Source organism: Blautia sp. CGZ-1-C1, from assembly GCF_056504575.1.
This window is the reverse complement of record NZ_JBWLUT010000146.1, coordinates 1-17484: the sequence shown is the minus strand read 5'-3', so window position 1 is coordinate 17484 and position 17484 is coordinate 1. Positions and strand designations below refer to the sequence as shown.

Sequence of the window (17484 nt, the reverse complement as noted above, 5' to 3'; positions counted from 1 at the left end):
CGCCAACTGCCGGGATATGACTTCTCTCCTCCAGCATTTGTACGCCCGGATCAAGGATTGTCTTGTCTCCGCGGAATTTGTTGATGATCGAGCTTCCTTTAACCATCTGGCGCTCATCCTCTTCCAGAAGCTCCACTGTACCGATCAGCTGAGCAAAAACACCGCCTCTGTCGATATCTCCGACCAGAAGTACCGGAGCTTTCGCCATCTTTGCCATTCCCATGTTTACGATATCTTCTGTTTTCAGATTGATCTCTGCAGGGCTTCCTGCTCCTTCGATCACGATAATATCGTTCTCTGCTGCCAGCGCATTATATGCTTTCATGATATCCGGCACCAGTTTTTTCTTATATTTGAAATAGTCTCTGGCGCTCATGGTTCCAAGGACTTCTCCATTTACGATCACCTGAGAACCAACGTCATTGGTAGGTTTTAACAGAATCGGATTCATCAACACTGAAGGCTTGATTCCTGCGGCTTCCGCCTGCATAACCTGTGCTCTTCCCATTTCCAGCCCCTCTTCTGTAATAAAGGAATTCAGAGCCATATTCTGTGATTTAAAAGGTGCTACCCTGTATCCGTCCTGCTTAAAGATCCTGCACAGACCGGCTGCCAGTAAGCTTTTTCCTGCATTGGACATTGTCCCCTGCACCATAATCGCTTTTGCCATTTCTTTGTCCCCTCTTTTCTTTTGCTGTATTTCTTATTTTCTATATTTTCATAATTATCTATAAATAATGTCAGGGATAAAAAATCTTTTGATTCCGACTTAATACCACCGATTATAATGGTTTATCCCACTAGTTCTGTCAACACCCGCACCAGCTTTTCATTCTGTTCATGAAGTTTCACTGCCACGCGGTAATATCCTTTCTGTAGCCCCGGATAGTTGCTGCAGTCACGAATCAGAATTCCTTTTGGCACACATTTCTCAAATAAATCTTCCGGTCCACGAAAGAATATATAATTTGCCTCTGACGGATATACCTTCAGGCCAAGCTTTGTCATTTCTTCCTTCAGCCACGCAGATTCCTGAAAAATGATCTTTCTTCCTTTTTCTACGTATTCCGTTTCTTTCAGCGCCGCCAGTCCTGCCTGCTGTGCCATGGTAGATACATTCCAGGGCTGTGTCACTGCCTCCATCCGTTCCAGAACTTTTCTGTCAGAACAGAATCCATATCCAAGGCGCACACCCGGAATCGCATAACGTTTGGTAAATGCCTTAAGCAAAAAAAGATTCGGGTGCTCTGCAAGTTTTCCCTTTAATGTATGTCTGTCCGGATCTTTTACAAAATCCAGGAAGCATTCGTCCACGACCATAAAGATACCAAGTTCTGAACAACTTGCAAGAATCTTCTCCGGTAATTCCTGCGGCATTGTGATTCCTGTAGGATTATTTGGATTACACAGAAAAATAATATCTGGTTTTTCTGTTTTAAGAAGCTGCAGATAATTTTCCTCTACACAAAAATCTGACGTTTCTTCCAGATAATATCTTGTAATCTCACATCCCACGCTCACCAGTGCCTGCTCATATTCTGCAAAGGTCGGTGCCAGAAGAAGTGCTTTTTTCGGATTTTTTGCTCTGCAGAGAGAAAAAATAAGGTCTGCGGCTCCATTGCCGCAGATCAGATACTCTTTTTGCGTCTGCTCATAAACTGCGATTGCTTCTTTTAATGGTCCGCAGCCTACCCTTGGATAATCACTGAGACCATCCACGCTGTCTATGATTGCCTTTTTCACACTCTGCGGTGTCCCAAGAGGATTACAGTTTGCTGAAAAATCCAGGCAATGATCATATTTATATACATCACCGCCATGTATGTGTTTTGTCATCTGTTCTCTCCCGTCTCATAATGTATGTCTGTATCGCAGTCAAACGGATAAAATCATCCGCTTCCGCTACGTGGCTCTACATCGAATAACTGCTTCGCAGTTTATTCGGTTAAAACAGCCACATTCTGACTGCCACACTAATCAGCATAAATACTATTACACCCAAAATCGCAGTAGCATAAAGCAGATGATTGGACCGTCTGATATCTTCTACTTCTATCGGCCGGATTGCATCTCCAATCGTCGGTTTCTCATAAAGCTTTCCAAAATAATATGCATTTCCGGCAAGCTGTACATCCAGTGCTCCTGCCATCGCAGCTTCTGTCTGTGCAGAATTCGGGCTTGCGTGATTTCTTCTGTCACGACGGTAAATCTTTGCCGCATTTTTCACATCCATTTTTACAAACGCTGACGCAGCTACCATAAGCCATCCTGAGATTCTTGCCGGAATGTAGTTTGCCACATCATCCAGTTTTGCAGCACAACGGCCGAAATAAAGGTACTTGTCGTTTTTGTATCCCAGCATGGAGTCCATCGTGTTGATTCCTTTATATAAAAACATCAGCCAGACTCCGCCGATTGCCATATAAAACATCGGAGCTATAATTCCATCAGAAGAATTCTCTGCCACAGTTTCCACTGCCGCCTTTGTCACTCCCTCTTCTGTGAGAGACTGTGTATCTCTGCCGACAATCATAGATACTGCATAGCGTGCCTCATCCAGAGTTCCGTTTTTCAGTCTGTCATATACTTTCATGCTCTCTGTTTTCAGAGATTTCGTTGCCAGAAGCTGATAGCACCAGAATGTTTCCAGTGCCAGTCCTGCCCAGGCAGAAATTCCATAAAGAAAATGTAAAATCAGAAACGGGATTCCGCCACTGAACAGACAGACCAGGATTACTTCTACGGTACCTGCCACAAGTTCTCCCTTATCCGTTTTCGGAAAAATTTTCCGAAGTATCTTTTCCAGAAGCGCTATAAGATTTCCAATCACGCACACCGGATGATACAGCCATCTTGGATCTCCTATGATAAGATCAAGGATAAAACCTGCGGCCAGGGCATATATACTGTAATATAACATAATAAATAAGACTCCTTGTTACATACTTTATCTCAATCAGACATAATGTTGTGCTGTATGATATTCCAGACACTTTAACAGAAACGCTCTGGGAATGTTCGGATTGCCATAATAGTACAGATGCGGATATCCTGCCAGAAGATTTTCCTCACTGTGTACACAGTCCCATCCTCGTTTACTGAGAGGTTTTGACGCATGAAAATCTGTACCACAGTTCTCAGAATCAAAATAGTGAAACTCATGAGCCGGAATCTCCCCTATTTCTTCTGCCGCCTGTCCAAATACCGGTTGTCTGGCATTCAGTGTGATATACCCAAACCTCGTCAGTTTCGGAGTTCTGTAACACTTTCCCGGAATCACTCCACAGGTTTTACGGCTGATTCCTTCCATATCCTCCATCTGTTCATGAAGATACATAAAGCCGCCACACTCTGCCATGCAAGGCATCCCTTGTTTAATCGCCCGAACAATCTCCTCTTTCATGGATTCATTTTGTTCCAATGCCTCTCCGTTTAATTCCGGATAGCCTCCATAAAGCAGCAGCCCATCTAAATCTGACGGCAGATGTGCATCATGAACCGGTGAAAAATAAACTAGCTCTGCTCCCATTTCCTGCAATAGCCGGAAGTTATCTTCATAGAAGAAACAGAATGCTTCATCCCTGGCTACTCCAATCTTCAGTTTCTGTGGCAAATGAAAATCAAAGGCAGGATTTTTCTGATCCAGAGATTCCGGCACATTCAGATCCGGTGCTTTTTCTGCAAGCGCAAGGATTCTGTCTATTTCCAATGTCTCTTCCAGCACGCCTGCCAGTTTCTTCAGACGACCTTTCAGATCTTTGATCTCTTCCGGAAGTACCAATCCCAGATGACGGCTCTCAATCACGCAGTCCTCTACTTTCGGTACATAGCCAAGAACTTCCACACCCAACTGTTCTTCTGCCAACTTCTTCATCCTTGGATAAAGCATCGGAGACATCTGATTAAAAATCACACCTTTGATATGGCTGTTCTCTTTATATTCCATAAAGCCTTTAATATAAGCAGCCAGAGAAATACTCATTCCCCTGCTGTTCACAATAAGAATCACAGGTGTATCTGTCGTATCTGCCAGATCATAGGCACTTGCTTTCGTGGAAATACCTCCCACTCCATCATAAAATCCCATGACACCTTCCATCACTGCGATATCGCAGTCCGCAGCATTTCGCCCAAGAAGATATCTGGTAACATCAGAATCTGTAAAAAAAGTATCAAGATTTCTTGATTTCGTTCCGATGACTCTGGAATGAAACATAGGATCTATGTAGTCCGGTCCACACTTAAAAGATGCCACCTTCATTTTTCTGTTTACCAGCGCCTGCAAAAGTCCGCAGGTAATCAGTGTCTTTCCACTGCCACTGGCTCCTGCTGCCAGAAGTATTCTTGGAATTTTCATCCTGTTTCTCCTCTATTTCTTCTGCAATGTAATAATATAAATTGGATTTTCGCCCATCATCATATGGTAACGTCCAATCGCCTTTGAACGTGCCGCACCAAGCTGAACAATCTCATTCTCCTCAAATCCAAATTCTTTCGCTGTCTCAAGTGCTTCAGACACTGTCTCCAGAGTAATGCAATTGATCACAATACGAACCTGGGGGTTCTTTTCGATCAGAAGCTTCACGATTTCTTTCAGATTTCCGGAGGAGCCTCCAATAAACGCATGTGTAGGTACCGGAAGTTCTGTCAGTGCCTCCGGTGCAAGTCCTTCGACGATCTCCAGATTATCCGCTACAAATTTCGCCTTGTTCAGACGAATCAGTTCCACTGCATCCTCTTTCTTCTCTATCGCCCAGACTTTACCCTGATGAGCGCGAAGTGCCATCTCTATAGATAAAGAACCTGTTCCCGCTCCGACATCATAGCAGATGGAATCCTGTGCCAGACAAAGCTTTGAAAGTGATACAGTACGCACTTCCTCCTTCGTCATAGGTGCTTTGCCCCTGATAAATTCCTCATCTTTTATTCCATGAGTCTCCGGTCGTGTTATCGCATTCTCGTTGACCGCACAGACCACTGAAAGCGGATCACCCACATACTCTGTCAGTTCACTGGCCGGTTTTACAAAAATCTTCTCATTATCATAAGAAAGATTTTCTCCCACATAAAGAAGAACATCTCCCATGTCATATCCTGTCAGCTTTCTGGCAAGAACCGCCACTCCGTCTGAAGTTCCAAGAATCGCAAATACCTTTTTCTCATGGCGGATATGCGATATGAGATTACAGCCTCTTCCATGAGCACTGACAATCTTCGCATCATCCCAGGATAAGCCAATCTTTGACATAAAATATACTACAGAAGAAATTCCACACTGAACTTCTATCTTTGATTCTGCCATAACATCCAGCAGTTTTTTTGCTCCACTGTAGAATCCTACATCCCCAGAAAGAACAATCACAATGTTATCATACTCAGGGTGTTTCCCGATATAGTCTTTAATCTCCTGGCTTCTGTACTCCACGAATACGTCCTGTCCCGGACGCTTCACAGAATCCACCATTCTTTTCGCTCCGATCAGAAGATCTGCCTGATCCAGACTGTTCTTTCCCTGTACTGTCAACGTCTGAGAACTTCCCATGCCAATTCCAAGAAGCGTAATATGCGGCTGATGCGTCAGGCTGAAATGTTCCATAAGGAATCTCTTGCATTCTTTTACAGACATTCCATCTTCTTTCAATGGGCGCCCGATGATCACAGGAATCGCGTCACATTCCAGCGCCGCATCTATCTTATCCTGAAAACCGCCCGCTTTTCCGGTATCCTTTGTCACCAGATATTTACAATGGTACTGTCTTAACATCGCTGCATTTAATTCTCTGGAAAAAGGTCCCTGCATTCCGATCAGATGTTTTCCCTCAAAGCCCAGTCCGGCACATGCCTGCATGACATTCGGCAGGGAAAGGACTCTGGCATAGAGACGTTCCTTATAATCTTTCATTCCCGTAAAACCAGCCAGTTCCTTACTTCCTGTTGTCAGCAATACATTTCCCTGTGTCCGGTCCAGGTACTCAGCTGCCGCCTGCACACTCTCCACATAGACAGCTTTCTCTTCATGTCCGCCCATTTCCCGCAGAACTCTATAGTAAAGTGTCTGTGTTTTCTCACAGGCTGTCCGGATATTCATGGTAACCTCAGCTGCATAAGGGTGCGTCGCATCCAGCACCATCTCTGGCTCCTCTCTGGCAAAAATCTGCTCCATGGCAGTTTCATCCAGTCTTCCTGTCTGCACAGTGAGATATTCATTTTCCATAAGAGATTTGCTGCCGTATTCTGTCGCGACAAATCCCATCGTCTGTACCTGATGTGCTGCCAGAAAACGGCAGACCTCATATCCTTCTGTTGTTCCTGCAAAAACAAGGACTTTATACATTCTTATATCCCCTTGGTGTAACCATCTTATGGTTGATTTCCTTTGTCTGCGAATTTCCGATAAATACAGTTGTAAACATATCTACCTGTGTATCTCTCAGTTCTTTTAATGTCATTACATTGGCTGTTTCGCCTTCTCTTGCGATATTAGAAACAGTTCCACAGATCGTATCCGGTGACTTATATTTCATCATCAGGTCGCATGCTTTCTGCAGATAATCATGGCGTTTCTTACTGGATGGATTATAAAGACATACGACAAAATCTGCCTGAGCTGCAGCCAGAAATCTTGCTTCGATCTTTTCCCATGGAGTAAGAAGGTCGCTTAAGCTGATAAGACAGAAATCATGGATCAGAGGTGCACCAAGAACTGCCGCTCCGCCTGTAGCTGCTGTCACACCCGGAATGATCTCCAGTTCTGTTTCCGGATAATTAACGCCGACCTCATACATCAGTCCTGCCATACCATAAACTCCGGCATCACCGCTGCAGATCATAGAAACCGTCTTGCCTTTCTTCGCTTCTTCAAAAGCAAGAACGCAGCGGTCAACCTCTTTCTTCATTGGTGTAGTCATAAATTCTTTTCCAGGGAAGTATTCCTTTACCAGATCAACATATACAGTGTATCCGATGATCGCATCACTTTCATTCATTGCGCGGATTGCCTTTCCTGTCATCTGGTCATAAGCTCCCGGTCCGATTCCGATTACATATATTTTACTCAAAATGTATCCTCCATTCTCTGGCTGCCACTGCTGTGGTCACACCGTTTTCTCCTTTTTTCTTCTGAATCAGTCTGCCATTACTGCTGGCAAAAACTGCACTTCTCTCACAGACATTATCTACACCTGTGATTTTCTTTACAAACGGTGAGGGCGTAAATTCTCCCGGCACCTGTTTTAATTCATCTTCTGTATAAGTGACAAAAGGAATCTGCCAGTCTTTTGACAACGTTTTGATTCCCTGTTCTTCTTTCTTCAGGTCAATGCTGGCGATCTGTTCAAATGCTTCTTTAAAAAATTCGCCTGTATCGAGCACTTTCTGTGCCGCCTCTGCGATTCCTTCGGCATCTTTGCCCTTACGGCATCCCATTCCCAGTGTCAGATTCCCGGGAACGATCTGTGTCGTAGACGCAAAAGGCTGACAGGATGTATGTATTGTAACAGCGGCTCCACAATCTATCTCTGAACCATCCAACTTTCCGACAATTGATTCTGCATTTTCAGATATCATTTTTTTGCTTTCTGGTGATTCCGTAGTATCTGACTGCATGCCTTCCATATTTCTAACCGGGATTCCCCGTTCGTCACACATAATCAGTCCTTCCGGCAGTCTGCCATCTACAGGAAATTCACTGTAAAATCCCACTTTTTTTCCTGCCAGAAGCGCTGCTGAAACTTCTTTTGCCGCTTTCATATTGAAAATGCTACAATCATTTTTCTTTGCAAAGACATCTACCGCAAAGCGATGATGCAGGTCCGTGGCGGTCGTTACCACCGGTACTGCGTTTAATATTTCTGCCGTTTTCAGCGCCAGTTCATTAGCACCGCCCAAATGCCCTGACAGCAGTGAAATCACGAACTTCCCGCATTCATCCACCACAAGCACCGCCGGATCTGATTTCTTTGACACTACATAAGGAGCAATACTGCGAACTGCAATTCCACTTGCGCCAATGAAAATCAACGCATCTGAATCAGGAAATTTCTCCCCTGCCCATGCAGAAGTACTGATCTGTATGGAGTCCGGCAGGTATTTACTTTTTTTGTCAAGGGTTGCCGTTATGCCGGCAGATTTCAGTCCCCTGCATAATTTCTCACCTGTTTCCTGTCCGGTCAGGCTGAAACAGATCATTGCAATCTTCATTTTATCCTCCTATCGAAGGTTCTTTTCTTATTTTGTAGCCTCGCGGAACTCTGTCGTAAATTCCGGATCGTACAGTTTGGAACGATCGTAATGTGCTGCTGCCACACTGTCACCAATGATCATCAATGCGGTTTTTGTGATATTGTTATCTGCTGCTGTTTTTGCCAGCGTTCCTACTGTGCAGACAAAAGTCTTCTGATCCGGCCAGGTGGCTTTGTATACGATAGCTGCCGGTGTATCTGCTGTATAACCGCCTTCAATCAGACGTCTGCTCAGTTCTTCCAGCATTCCTGTACTTAAGAATACAACCATTGTTGCCTGATGTGCTGCGAATGATTGAATGCTCTCTTTGGACGGAACCGGAGTTCTGCCTTCCATACGGGTGATGATTACGCTCTGGGAAATATCCGGAAGTGTATATTCCAGATTCAGGGCGCTTGCCGCACCACAGAATGCACTGACACCCGGGCAGTAATCATACGCGATATTCTTCTCATCCAGAATATCCATCTGCTCACGGATCGCGCCGTAAATACAAGGGTCGCCTGTGTGGAGACGGACGGTTATCTTTCCTTCTGCTTCTGCTTTCTCAATTACATGAATGACCTCTTCCAGTGTCATCTTGGCACTGTTATGGATCGTGCAGATGTCCTTTGTATATTCAAGAAGCTGTGGATTTACCAGTGATCCTGCATAGATCACCACATCTGCCTCTTCCAGATACTGTTTTCCTCTTACTGTAATTAAATCCGGTGCTCCCGGGCCTGCTCCTACGAAATGTACCATGTTTTATATCCTCCTTTTATCTATTTATCTTTAATTCTTTTATTCTGTATATTAATTTTTTCAATCAACTTGGCAGCATCTGCCGTCTGCCCCAGATATCCGCAGGTGTTAGAAAAAACTACTGCTCCAAGCAGAATCTGTTCATAGGATCTGTGATTCAGATAAAACTGGATTCTGTCCAGAACCTCTTTCATTGTTCCCTGTGTCATCTGGTATCTGTTCAAAATATCCAGTGCCTCATCTGTGGTAGATGCGTTCAGAATCTCTTTTGCACATTCCAGTGGTGCTCCTGCGCGGATTGCATTAGACGCCAGAACTTCCATTCTTGCATCTGCGCTGTGTGAATGTGTATTCATGATTCCGGCTGCTACTTTTACAAATTTCCCGATATGCGCAATGAAAAGGATTCCTTTCACGCCCATGTCAATTGCCATATCTATCGTTTCTCCTACATAGTTGCTACACTTGATATTCTTCTCATATGGGAGATCCATGTGTTCTCTCAGATAATCTGCACCGTAATTTCCCGGTGTTACCAGAAGATATTCTTCTCCCTGGGAAAAGTGCTGTTTCATTTCCACCCGGATGCTCTGGACAAGGGCTGCCTCGCTCATAGGCTCTACGATACCGGATGTTCCAAGAATTGAGATTCCTCCGACGATTCCCAGTCTGGGATTGAACGTTTTCTTTCCGATTTCCACACCTTCCGGAACAGCAATGATAATCTTTAGGCCACCCTCGTAGTCATATTTTTCTGCTATTTCTGTGGCTGCCCGGAGGATCATGGATTTTGGTACCGGATTGATTGCGGCTTCTCCGATTTTCTGGGAAAGTCCGGCTTTTGTTACTCTTCCGACACCAATTCCGCCGTCAAGAGTAATTCCCTGCTCTTTTGTTTTCTCTACGGTCGCATAGACCAGTATTCCGTTTGTGGTGTCTGGGTCATCTCCGGCATCTTTCCGGATTGCGCAGGTTACTTTATCTGTTTCTATCTGAATGTCTTTCAGTTCCAGTGTGAGCAGAATTCCTTTGGGAGTCATCAGTGTAACGGTTTCCTGTAATTTGCCTCCAAGGAGTATTTCTGTGGCGCCTTTGCAGGCTGCTGCTGCGCAGGAACCTGTTGTGTAGCCGAATCTCATTTTTTTGTTTCCGCGGATTACGTAGTAGTCTTCCAGTCCGTTTTTCATGGGTGCTCCTTTGTCTTTTGCTGCCGGCGTATGAGATATAACAGTTCAATAAAATACTGCATTATTTTGCTGATTTATTATAGTTACATAAAAGGAGGGATTTTTGTGTGCAACAAAATCCCTCCTGAAAGTTCCTAGAAAATATTCTCTGGTTGCCGCAGATTGTATTTCAACTGAAAAAGCAGACAGTATCTGGCTGTTACAGTAACGGACTTGCGCAGGGATTTCACCTGACTTCCTGTGGTGCTTTTCTGGGGTTATTTTTCGACAATCATTATATAATTTTGAGGGGGAAAAGTCAATGTATTTGACGGGCATTAAAGGATTAAAGGATACCCATTAAGGGACGCTCAGAAAAAGTTCTTGTGTGGGGTGCGGTTTCGGAGACTAAGATATTCTAAGCTCTCAGAAATCTGCTAAAAGCATGAGAAGAAAAGTCTGGATTACTCGCTGGCGCTCAGACAGACGACTTTTCTTCTCATAACGCAGATTTTTGAGAGCTAAGAATATCTAAGACTCCTGCAAATGCACCCCACACAAGAACTTTTTCTGAGCTGGTGATTGGAAATGAGCAAATCGTCTATTGTAATGTATTTATTTTATGGGTAATATTCCTTACGGCCAGCAGGTAGTTTATACTACTTTGTGGTTTAGCCATTTGCGGCTGTGGAAGCGGAGGGAGAATACGATTCCGCGGACAGTCCAGTCGGTGAACATTCCAATCCATACGGCCATTGGGCCGAAGCCTCTGAAGCGGATGAGATATACGCAGAGGCAGAATCGGAAGGCCCACATGGTGATGCAGGAGGTGAGCATGGAGAATTTTACGTCACCGGCGGCTCTGAGGCCGTAGGCAGGGACGAAGGCCATTACCCATACGATTGGTTTGACGATGGTGATCCAGGTTACCATGTGGAAGCACATCTGAGCGCTTTGGGGTTCCATTCCACCTAGTTTTGTTATCGGAATGGTCAGGGCGAATACCAGGAGGCAGCTTGCGATGATGATGATTTCCGCAATGATACTGAGTTTTTTTATGTAGTAAATGGCTTCGTCTTTTCTGCCAGCTCCAAGGCATTGGCCTACTACGGTCATCAGACCGATTCCTACGCCGATGGCGGCGATTCCGTTTAGGTTTTCGAGGATGTTTGTCATTGCCTGGGCTGCGATGGCTATGGTTCCCAGAGTGGATACGGAGGATTGGATTGACAGTTTTCCGAGCTGGAACATGCTGTTTTCTACACCGGATGGGATTCCCAGTGAGAGGATTCTGCCGATCATTTTTCCGTCGGGACGGATCTGGTAATAGTTTTTTACTACGATTGGCTGTCTGTCAAGTCTGAGCTGCCAGAGTACAACTACTGCGCAGAAGATTCTGGAGGCTAAGGTTGCAATGGCGGCACCGGCTACGCCCATATGGAATACCCAGATCAGGACTGCGTTTCCACCGATGTTGATTACGTTTGATATGACGGAGACGGTCATCGGGCCTCTGGTGTTTCCCTGTGAACGGAATATAGAGGCACCGGCATCATAGAGCGCAATAAACGGGAAGGATATCGCTGTATAGAAGAAGTATGTTCGGGATGCTGTCATAACGTCTGCTTCTACTTTTCCGAATATGAATTGTAAGAGAGGTATTCGGAATATCAGGCATAGTGTAGTTACCGCTACAGATATAGCTGTGATAATGAATAGTACCTGTCTGGCGGATTTGTTTGCCATTTCGTGATTTTTCTGTCCTATATATTGTGAACAGATGATTGCGCCGCCTGCTGCCAGTGCTGAGAATGCCTGGATTACCAGTACATTGATGGAATCTACCAATGATACGGCGGATATTGCTGCGGAGCCTACATTGCTGACCATCATGGTGTCGACGGTTCCCATTAAGGAGTTTAACACCTGTTCAAAGATGACCGGTATCAGCAGACTTCGAAGCATTTGATTCGTAAAAATGTGTTGCTGTTCTTTTGTATTTTCTTTCATCTTTCCCCACCCATTTTAGAGTGTATTTGAAAAAGGCTTTCTGCAAGATGTGCGTGCAGATTGCGGGAATGATTTTTCAAACACGCTCTAGTTTCTTTTTCTGATTATACGCTTAATTTTTTGTGATGCAAGAGAGTATGTTGTGTTTTTTCTCATATTTTTGTATAAAATTCTGTTGTTTTTCTTGTTATGGGCTGTAAAATCTGATACATTAGAGCCACATATAAGTTATAGATTCAGAAAGGTAAATAAAATACACCAGTCATGCAAAGAGTTATTGAATATATTATTTCTGAAAATACAAGTCCGGTTACGATTCTGGACTTTCTTAAAAGAGAGGGATTTTCCCGGCATATATTAAGTTCTATGAAGAATGCTTCTGATACGATCATCCTAAACGGCGAACGTGGTTTCGGGCGGTCTGTGTTGAAGCCGCAGGATCATCTGGTAATCACTGTGCCTGAGACGGAATCAGGAGAGAATATTATCAGGACGAAGATGGAATTAAAGATTCTTTATGAAGATGAAGATATTCTTGTGATAAATAAACCTGCTGATATGCCGGTACATCCTTCTGCCGGAAATTATGAAAATACGTTGGCTAATGGGATTGCCTGGTATTTTTATGAAAAAGGAGAAGATTTTGTTTACCGATGTATTAATCGGCTTGACCGTGATACAACCGGTGCTTTGATTCTTGCAAAGAATCCTCTGAGTGCCGCTATTCTATCTGTGCAGATGAGAAATCGTCAGATCTGCAGAACGTATCTGGCACTCGTAGACGGAGTGCTTCCAGAATCAGGCAATGTCGATGCCCCTATTGCACGAATGGATGGATCGGTTATCACACGTGAAGTAAATTTTCAGAATGGAGAATCTGCTGTTACACATTATGAACGTCTGGCAGTTGGCAAAGACTATTCTCTTGCAGAACTTCATCTGGAGACAGGGCGCACGCATCAGATCCGGGTGCATATGAAATATATCGGTCATCCTCTTCCCGGAGATTTTTTGTATAATCCGGATTATCGTTGGATAAAACGGCAGCCGCTTCACTCCTATCAGCTGGAATTTACTCATCCAGTCACTAAAAAAGCGATGCTTTTCACAGCACCTGTTCCGGCTGATTTCGTTTCTGCCTTTTGGTCAAACTAAAACCATTCTGCGGGCAAAAAAATAGTTCATCAGCGTTAATTATCTGATGAACTATTTTTATATTCCCGGAGAATTATTTATTTTTTTCGTAAATGATCAGAAGTCCTTTCAGCAGAAGTTCTTCATCCAGAATGATTTTTCTCTTACAGTGAGGAATGATTTTCTTTGCCAGGCCACCTGTCGCTACTACTGTGGTTTTCTCGCCAAGTTCTTCTTCGATTCTGTCAATGATTCCGTCAAGAGCGGCTGCATTGCTGTAGAGAACTCCGCTCTTCATACATTCGATCGTATTTTTTCCGATTACATGTCGCGGGGCATCAATGCTGATTCCGCTGAGCTGGGAAGCTCTTGCGGTAAGGGCATCCAGTGAAACTCCCACTCCAGGAAGGATCATTCCACCTACATACTGCTTTCTGCTATTAACAACGGAAGCTGTAGTTGCAGTTCCCATATCAATGAGGATCAAAGGCACCGGGTAATTAGCAATTCCTGCCACTGCATCTGCCACCTGGTCTGCACCAAGCTGTCCCGGATTATCCATCATGATATTCAATCCTGTCTTTACACCAGGTCCAAGAACGATCGCATCTTTCTTAAGTATCTTCTCCGCAGCCAACTTCGCAATATTTGTGATCTGTGGCACTACCGAAGAAATGATGCAGCCTTCAATATCTGTTTTCCTGATATGATAAATATCAAGAACATTCTTAAGATCTACCGCATATTCCAGTTCTGTCTTCGTACGATTGGTTGAAAGTCGCTCTATAAAATATGTCTTTTTATCATCAATGCATCCAACTACAATATTTGTATTTCCGATGTCAATTGCTAAAATCATACTTATTTATCTCCAATTATCTTTCTAATGCTACTTTTCCGTTTTCACTGTCTGCTGCTTTCTGCGCCGGAATCAGGTGTGCTTTTGAAAGGGCAGCTCCTACAGCTCCTGTGATCACTGTTGAGGACACCATTTCACATACTGCATTGATTCCAACCATCATACAACATCCGATGATGATATTTCTTCCACCCATCAGTCCCTGTACATACTCTGTATTTCCAAACAGACCTACCAGAGCAGTCATAAAGAATAAGGTATTGAGGAATGCGGAAAAGAATCCAGTCACTGCGCATGATACATATACATTTGTCTTCTTACGCATAGCCTTGTAAATATAGCCAAGGCAGATTCCGTCAAGAAGACGTGGCACAAATCTCTGGATAAATGCCAGAACCGGATTGATGCTAAATAACATAGCTCCCATTGCACTTGTACCGCCAAGTCCGATACACTGTCCAAAACTTGTCAGTCCGAAGATCGCACCTGCGATTGCTCCGCCTGTCGGTCCGAGCACGACTGCACTGATTGCAACAGGGATCACGTTAAACGAAATCGCCAGTGGTCCGATGTTTAAGTATCCCAGTGGTGTGTAGGCCATCAGCAGAAGTACTGCTGCCATTAAGCCAAGCATAGTGAGCTGTGTCGTTGTGAATTTCTTTGTTTTCATTTTTTCCTCCTTGTTACCGTTCCGTTTCCGGATACAATACGGTGATGGAAAGCAGATTGGTATTTTCCCTGACGGGATTTCTGCTTTTCTGATATAAAGTTATTTTTTGCAGACTGGCAAAATCCTCTCCTGCATTTGCCTCATAAAAGCAAAATCGGAAAATCACTGCTACCATCTGCTTTCTTACTGCTTCCTGCCTAAAATGAGGTCAGCGTAAGAATTTTATCCAGGATTTTAAGGGCTGCGTCCTCCTTACTCATAAGTGGGAGTGATACTTCCTCATCCTGTGTAATCAGAGTCAGCACATTCGTATCTCCCTGAAATCCGGCGCCTTCTACTTTTACATTGTTGGCAGCTACCATATCCAGGTTCTTCTTTGTGAGCTTGGCTCTGGAATTACCGATCACATTCTGCGTCTCCATAGAGAAACCGCAAAGGAACTGTCCGTCACGTTTGTGTTCTCCCAGAAACTTCAGGATATCATCTGTTCTCTCTAATTCTATGGACATCTGTCCGTCACTCTTCTTGACCTTCTCGTCACTGACTTTCGCCGGACGGTAATCTGCAACTGCTGCCGCCTTGATGATGATATCCTGCTCATCGCTGACAGAAGTCACTGCTTCATACATATCCTTTGCAGTCACAACAGGCACTACTTTTACAAACATCGGAGGTTCGATTGCAGTACGTCCGCTGACAAGCGTGACATCTGCTCCGCGAAGCATCGCAGCTTTTGCAATAGCATAGCCCATTTTTCCGGAAGAATGATTCGTAATATATCGCACAGGATCGATTGATTCCTGTGTAGGACCTGCAGTTACAAGGATTTTCTTTCCTTTCAGATCTTTTTCACAGGCGGCTTCTCTCTCAATATATGCAAGTAATGTCTCAGGCTCCGGCATCTTGCCCGCACCTGTGTCACCACACGCCAGATAACCGCTTGCAGGAGCAATCACTTCATAACCATAATGCTCCAGAATCTTAAGGTTATCCTGAACTACAGGATTCTCAAACATATTTGTATTCATGGCAGGGGAAATGAATTTCTTGCATTTGCATGCCATGATCGTGGTAGTAAGCATATCATCTGCAATTCCATGAGCCAGTTTGCCGATCACATTGGCGCTTGCCGGTGCGATCATTACGACATCTGCTTTCTTTGCGATAGATACATGCTCTACCTGGAACTGGAAATTCCGGTCAAAGGTATCTACCAGGCATTTATTGCCTGTGAGAGTCTCAAAAGTGATCGGATTGATAAAGTTCGTCGCATTTTTTGTCATAAGTACATGAACATCTGCGCGGCGTTTCTTTAAGGTGCTTGCAAGATATGCAATCTTATATGCAGCAATGCTGCCCGTCACTCCTAATAATACTGTTTTTCCTTCCAGTGTCATTTTCTCTCTCCCTCTTTCTCCGGATCATTACTAACTGTTGTTTTCCTACATTCAGTAATTATTTCTGTTTCCTAACACAATTCTCCTTATTATAGACTAATTGTTATCAAAAATGCAATACAGGATTTGTTTTCTTTGCAAAACAATCTTTCCTGTATCACTGTTCACTCCGTGCCCAGTAACTTTTGCCACAGGTAATCCAGAATGAATTTAGATAAGCGCTTGTTTAATCTTTCCATGTAAATTATAATAAAATCTACGAAAGGAATTTTTATCATGCCGAAACAAAAACAGAATTTAAATACTATTTACATATCAGAACGATTACACGAAAGTCTGAAACCAATTTCCCACTGCACACTGACAACAGTAGTCGCCCCTATGGGATACGGTAAAACAACAGCCATAAACTGGTATCTTGCAGAACGCACAAAGAGAGAAGAACTATGTGTCATCCGTATTAACGTCTACTCTGACAATCTTGCTATATTCTGGAAAAGCGTTCAGGACGCATTTACCCGTGAGGGCTTTCGCTTTCTTCGCGAATATCCCTGCCCATCCGACGCTGCCGGAGGCAGCCTTTCAGCAGATGATCTTTGTCATGAACTGAATGTCAAAAAATCCTTCTATATTTTTATTGATGATTTTCATCTGTTAAGCGATGATCGTGTTTCTAATTTTATCTGCCTCCGAGATCATCTGTCTGAGCGGACGGCTCCATCAGATCGGTACGAAACCTGAAATGGATGAATGTATGCCCCACTATTATACAATCACAGACGGACACGGGCAGGGAGCTGAAAAGATCATGTGGGCTGAAGCAGCTTTGATGCAGGGACAGTTCTCTGATACACTCATTGCACTGGAAAACAGCCTATTCACAGATTGAAAGAAACGGGCAGGAGAACATGGCTTTATGCTGCGTTTTCCTGGCACAGCGGCTTTTTCTTTGCACTGATATAAAACTGCACTACACTTTCGAGCAACGCTATAACGCATTACTCGGACATCACAATGCCGGTCCACGTCCCATGGTGCTCTCTTCGCTGACGGACCGTGAACACGAAATCGTCATGTTGTTGCAGCAGCGCTTAAGTAATCGTGAAATCGGAGAAAAACTTTTTCTTTCTGAAGGCAGTGTGAAACAATATATCAATCAGATTTATTCCAAACTTCATATCGGAGGCGATACCCGCACAAAACGAAAACAATTATTAGAATTGCTTTCATCCAACAATTAATTTATTTGTTACATTTCATGGA

General features: G+C 43.9%; 18 protein-coding genes. 4 read left to right on the top strand and 14 right to left on the bottom strand.

Annotated elements, in window-relative coordinates; translation table 11 throughout:
• From AC058W_RS13770 to AC058W_RS13725, 10 genes are all read right to left on the bottom strand, one after another.
• Window positions 1-670, bottom strand: a 670-nt coding sequence (locus AC058W_RS13770; RefSeq protein WP_479390205.1) for a cobyric acid synthase, incomplete at its 3' end; no start/stop codon positions are given.
• A 122-nt stretch (window positions 671-792) separates the two neighbouring features.
• Window positions 793-1836 (bottom strand): pyridoxal phosphate-dependent aminotransferase, encoded by a 1044-nt coding sequence (locus AC058W_RS13765; RefSeq protein ID WP_118247422.1) that lies wholly within the window; start codon window positions 1834-1836, stop codon window positions 793-795.
• Window positions 1837-1945: 109 nt separating this feature from the next.
• On the bottom strand, window positions 1946-2920 hold the full coding sequence (gene cbiB / locus AC058W_RS13760) for an adenosylcobinamide-phosphate synthase CbiB (protein WP_118247423.1): 975 nt from the start codon (window positions 2918-2920) through the stop codon (window positions 1946-1948).
• A 36-nt stretch (window positions 2921-2956) separates the two neighbouring features.
• The gene (locus AC058W_RS13755; protein WP_118247424.1) at window positions 2957-4357 is read right to left on the bottom strand and encodes a cobyrinic acid a,c-diamide synthase CobB; all 1401 of its coding nucleotides are present in this window, start codon (window positions 4355-4357) and stop codon (window positions 2957-2959) included.
• Between the two features lie 12 nt (window positions 4358-4369).
• Window positions 4370-6334 carry a precorrin-6A reductase gene (cobK, locus tag AC058W_RS13750; RefSeq protein ID WP_118609640.1) on the bottom strand — a complete coding sequence of 655 codons (1965 nt, stop codon included), beginning with the start codon at window positions 6332-6334 and terminating at the stop codon, window positions 4370-4372.
• Window positions 6327-7058 (bottom strand): precorrin-3B C(17)-methyltransferase, encoded by a 732-nt coding sequence (gene cobJ / locus AC058W_RS13745; protein ID WP_479390204.1) that lies wholly within the window; start codon window positions 7056-7058, stop codon window positions 6327-6329. The genes cobK and cobJ overlap by 8 nt, the downstream gene beginning before the upstream one ends.
• The gene (locus AC058W_RS13740; RefSeq protein WP_118609639.1) at window positions 7051-8199 is read right to left on the bottom strand and encodes a cobalt-precorrin 5A hydrolase; all 1149 of its coding nucleotides are present in this window, start codon (window positions 8197-8199) and stop codon (window positions 7051-7053) included. Before AC058W_RS13740 ends, cobJ begins: the two co-directional genes overlap by 8 nt.
• Before the next feature lie 27 nt (window positions 8200-8226).
• Complete coding sequence (gene cobM, locus AC058W_RS13735; protein ID WP_117674702.1) at window positions 8227-8985, bottom strand: precorrin-4 C(11)-methyltransferase; 759 nt, start codon at window positions 8983-8985, stop codon at window positions 8227-8229.
• 20 nt (window positions 8986-9005) lie between these two features.
• Complete coding sequence (gene cbiD, locus AC058W_RS13730; RefSeq protein ID WP_117674701.1) at window positions 9006-10172, bottom strand: cobalt-precorrin-5B (C(1))-methyltransferase CbiD; 1167 nt, start codon at window positions 10170-10172, stop codon at window positions 9006-9008.
• Window positions 10173-10805: 633 nt separating this feature from the next.
• The gene (locus AC058W_RS13725; protein ID WP_118609637.1) at window positions 10806-12161 is read right to left on the bottom strand and encodes an MATE family efflux transporter; all 1356 of its coding nucleotides are present in this window, start codon (window positions 12159-12161) and stop codon (window positions 10806-10808) included.
• Window positions 12162-12425: 264 nt separating this feature from the next.
• Here AC058W_RS13725 and AC058W_RS13720 point away from each other — a divergent pair, with 264 nt between their 5' ends.
• On the top strand, window positions 12426-13316 hold the full coding sequence (locus AC058W_RS13720) for an RluA family pseudouridine synthase (RefSeq protein ID WP_118247430.1): 891 nt from the start codon (window positions 12426-12428) through the stop codon (window positions 13314-13316).
• A gap of 73 nt (window positions 13317-13389) precedes the next feature.
• Here AC058W_RS13720 and AC058W_RS13715 read toward each other — a convergent pair whose 3' ends face one another.
• From AC058W_RS13715 to coaBC, 4 genes are read right to left on the bottom strand one after another with little or no spacing between them, the layout of a single operon-like run.
• A complete protein-coding gene (locus tag AC058W_RS13715; RefSeq protein WP_117674698.1) occupies window positions 13390-14154 on the bottom strand; it encodes a type III pantothenate kinase in 765 nt (254 codons plus the stop codon).
• 16 nt (window positions 14155-14170) lie between these two features.
• On the bottom strand, window positions 14171-14824 hold the full coding sequence (locus tag AC058W_RS13710; protein ID WP_117674697.1) for an ECF transporter S component: 654 nt from the start codon (window positions 14822-14824) through the stop codon (window positions 14171-14173).
• A 13-nt stretch (window positions 14825-14837) separates the two neighbouring features.
• On the bottom strand, window positions 14838-14999 hold the full coding sequence (locus tag AC058W_RS13705; protein ID WP_178761995.1) for a hypothetical protein: 162 nt from the start codon (window positions 14997-14999) through the stop codon (window positions 14838-14840).
• A 22-nt stretch (window positions 15000-15021) separates the two neighbouring features.
• Complete coding sequence (gene coaBC / locus AC058W_RS13700; protein ID WP_118410841.1) at window positions 15022-16221, bottom strand: bifunctional phosphopantothenoylcysteine decarboxylase/phosphopantothenate--cysteine ligase CoaBC; 1200 nt, start codon at window positions 16219-16221, stop codon at window positions 15022-15024.
• 276 nt (window positions 16222-16497) lie between these two features.
• On the opposite strand from coaBC, the gene AC058W_RS13695 reads away from it, so the two are divergent.
• From AC058W_RS13695 to AC058W_RS13685, 3 genes are read left to right on the top strand one after another with little or no spacing between them, the layout of a single operon-like run.
• Entirely contained in the window at window positions 16498-16962 is a 465-nt protein-coding gene (locus tag AC058W_RS13695) for an AAA family ATPase (protein WP_118609636.1), read from the top strand.
• 1 nt (window position 16963) lies between these two features.
• A complete protein-coding gene (locus tag AC058W_RS13690) occupies window positions 16964-17110 on the top strand; it encodes a hypothetical protein (RefSeq protein ID WP_178761996.1) in 147 nt (48 codons plus the stop codon).
• Window positions 17111-17129: 19 nt separating this feature from the next.
• On the top strand, window positions 17130-17462 hold the full coding sequence (locus AC058W_RS13685) for a response regulator transcription factor (RefSeq protein WP_118609635.1): 333 nt from the start codon (window positions 17130-17132) through the stop codon (window positions 17460-17462).
• Window positions 17463-17484 lie beyond the last annotated feature (22 nt).

What these genes read in the sequence shown, in the direction of transcription:
- AC058W_RS13765 (WP_118247422.1), bottom strand. Translation starts at nt 1,836, where the DNA reads ATGACAAAACACATACATGGCGGTGATGTATATAAATATGATCATTGC.
- cbiB (WP_118247423.1), bottom strand. Translation starts at nt 2,920, where the DNA reads ATGTTATATTACAGTATATATGCCCTGGCCGCAGGTTTTATCCTTGAT.
- AC058W_RS13755 (WP_118247424.1), bottom strand. Translation starts at nt 4,357, where the DNA reads ATGAAAATTCCAAGAATACTTCTGGCAGCAGGAGCCAGTGGCAGTGGA.
- cobK (WP_118609640.1), bottom strand. Translation starts at nt 6,334, where the DNA reads ATGTATAAAGTCCTTGTTTTTGCAGGAACAACAGAAGGATATGAGGTC.
- AC058W_RS13740 (WP_118609639.1), bottom strand. Translation starts at nt 8,199, where the DNA reads ATGAAGATTGCAATGATCTGTTTCAGCCTGACCGGACAGGAAACAGGT.
- cobM (WP_117674702.1), bottom strand. Translation starts at nt 8,985, where the DNA reads ATGGTACATTTCGTAGGAGCAGGCCCGGGAGCACCGGATTTAATTACA.
- cbiD (WP_117674701.1), bottom strand. Translation starts at nt 10,172, where the DNA reads ATGAAAAACGGACTGGAAGACTACTACGTAATCCGCGGAAACAAAAAA.
- AC058W_RS13725 (WP_118609637.1), bottom strand. Translation starts at nt 12,161, where the DNA reads ATGAAAGAAAATACAAAAGAACAGCAACACATTTTTACGAATCAAATG.
- AC058W_RS13720 (WP_118247430.1), top strand. Translation starts at nt 12,426, where the DNA reads ATGCAAAGAGTTATTGAATATATTATTTCTGAAAATACAAGTCCGGTT.
- AC058W_RS13715 (WP_117674698.1), bottom strand. Translation starts at nt 14,154, where the DNA reads ATGATTTTAGCAATTGACATCGGAAATACAAATATTGTAGTTGGATGC.
- AC058W_RS13710 (WP_117674697.1), bottom strand. Translation starts at nt 14,824, where the DNA reads ATGAAAACAAAGAAATTCACAACGACACAGCTCACTATGCTTGGCTTA.
- AC058W_RS13705 (WP_178761995.1), bottom strand. Translation starts at nt 14,999, where the DNA reads ATGGTAGCAGTGATTTTCCGATTTTGCTTTTATGAGGCAAATGCAGGA.
- coaBC (WP_118410841.1), bottom strand. Translation starts at nt 16,221, where the DNA reads ATGACACTGGAAGGAAAAACAGTATTATTAGGAGTGACGGGCAGCATT.
- AC058W_RS13695 (WP_118609636.1), top strand. Translation starts at nt 16,498, where the DNA reads ATGCCGAAACAAAAACAGAATTTAAATACTATTTACATATCAGAACGA.
- AC058W_RS13690 (WP_178761996.1), top strand. Translation starts at nt 16,964, where the DNA reads ATGGATGAATGTATGCCCCACTATTATACAATCACAGACGGACACGGG.
- AC058W_RS13685 (WP_118609635.1), top strand. Translation starts at nt 17,130, where the DNA reads ATGGCTTTATGCTGCGTTTTCCTGGCACAGCGGCTTTTTCTTTGCACT.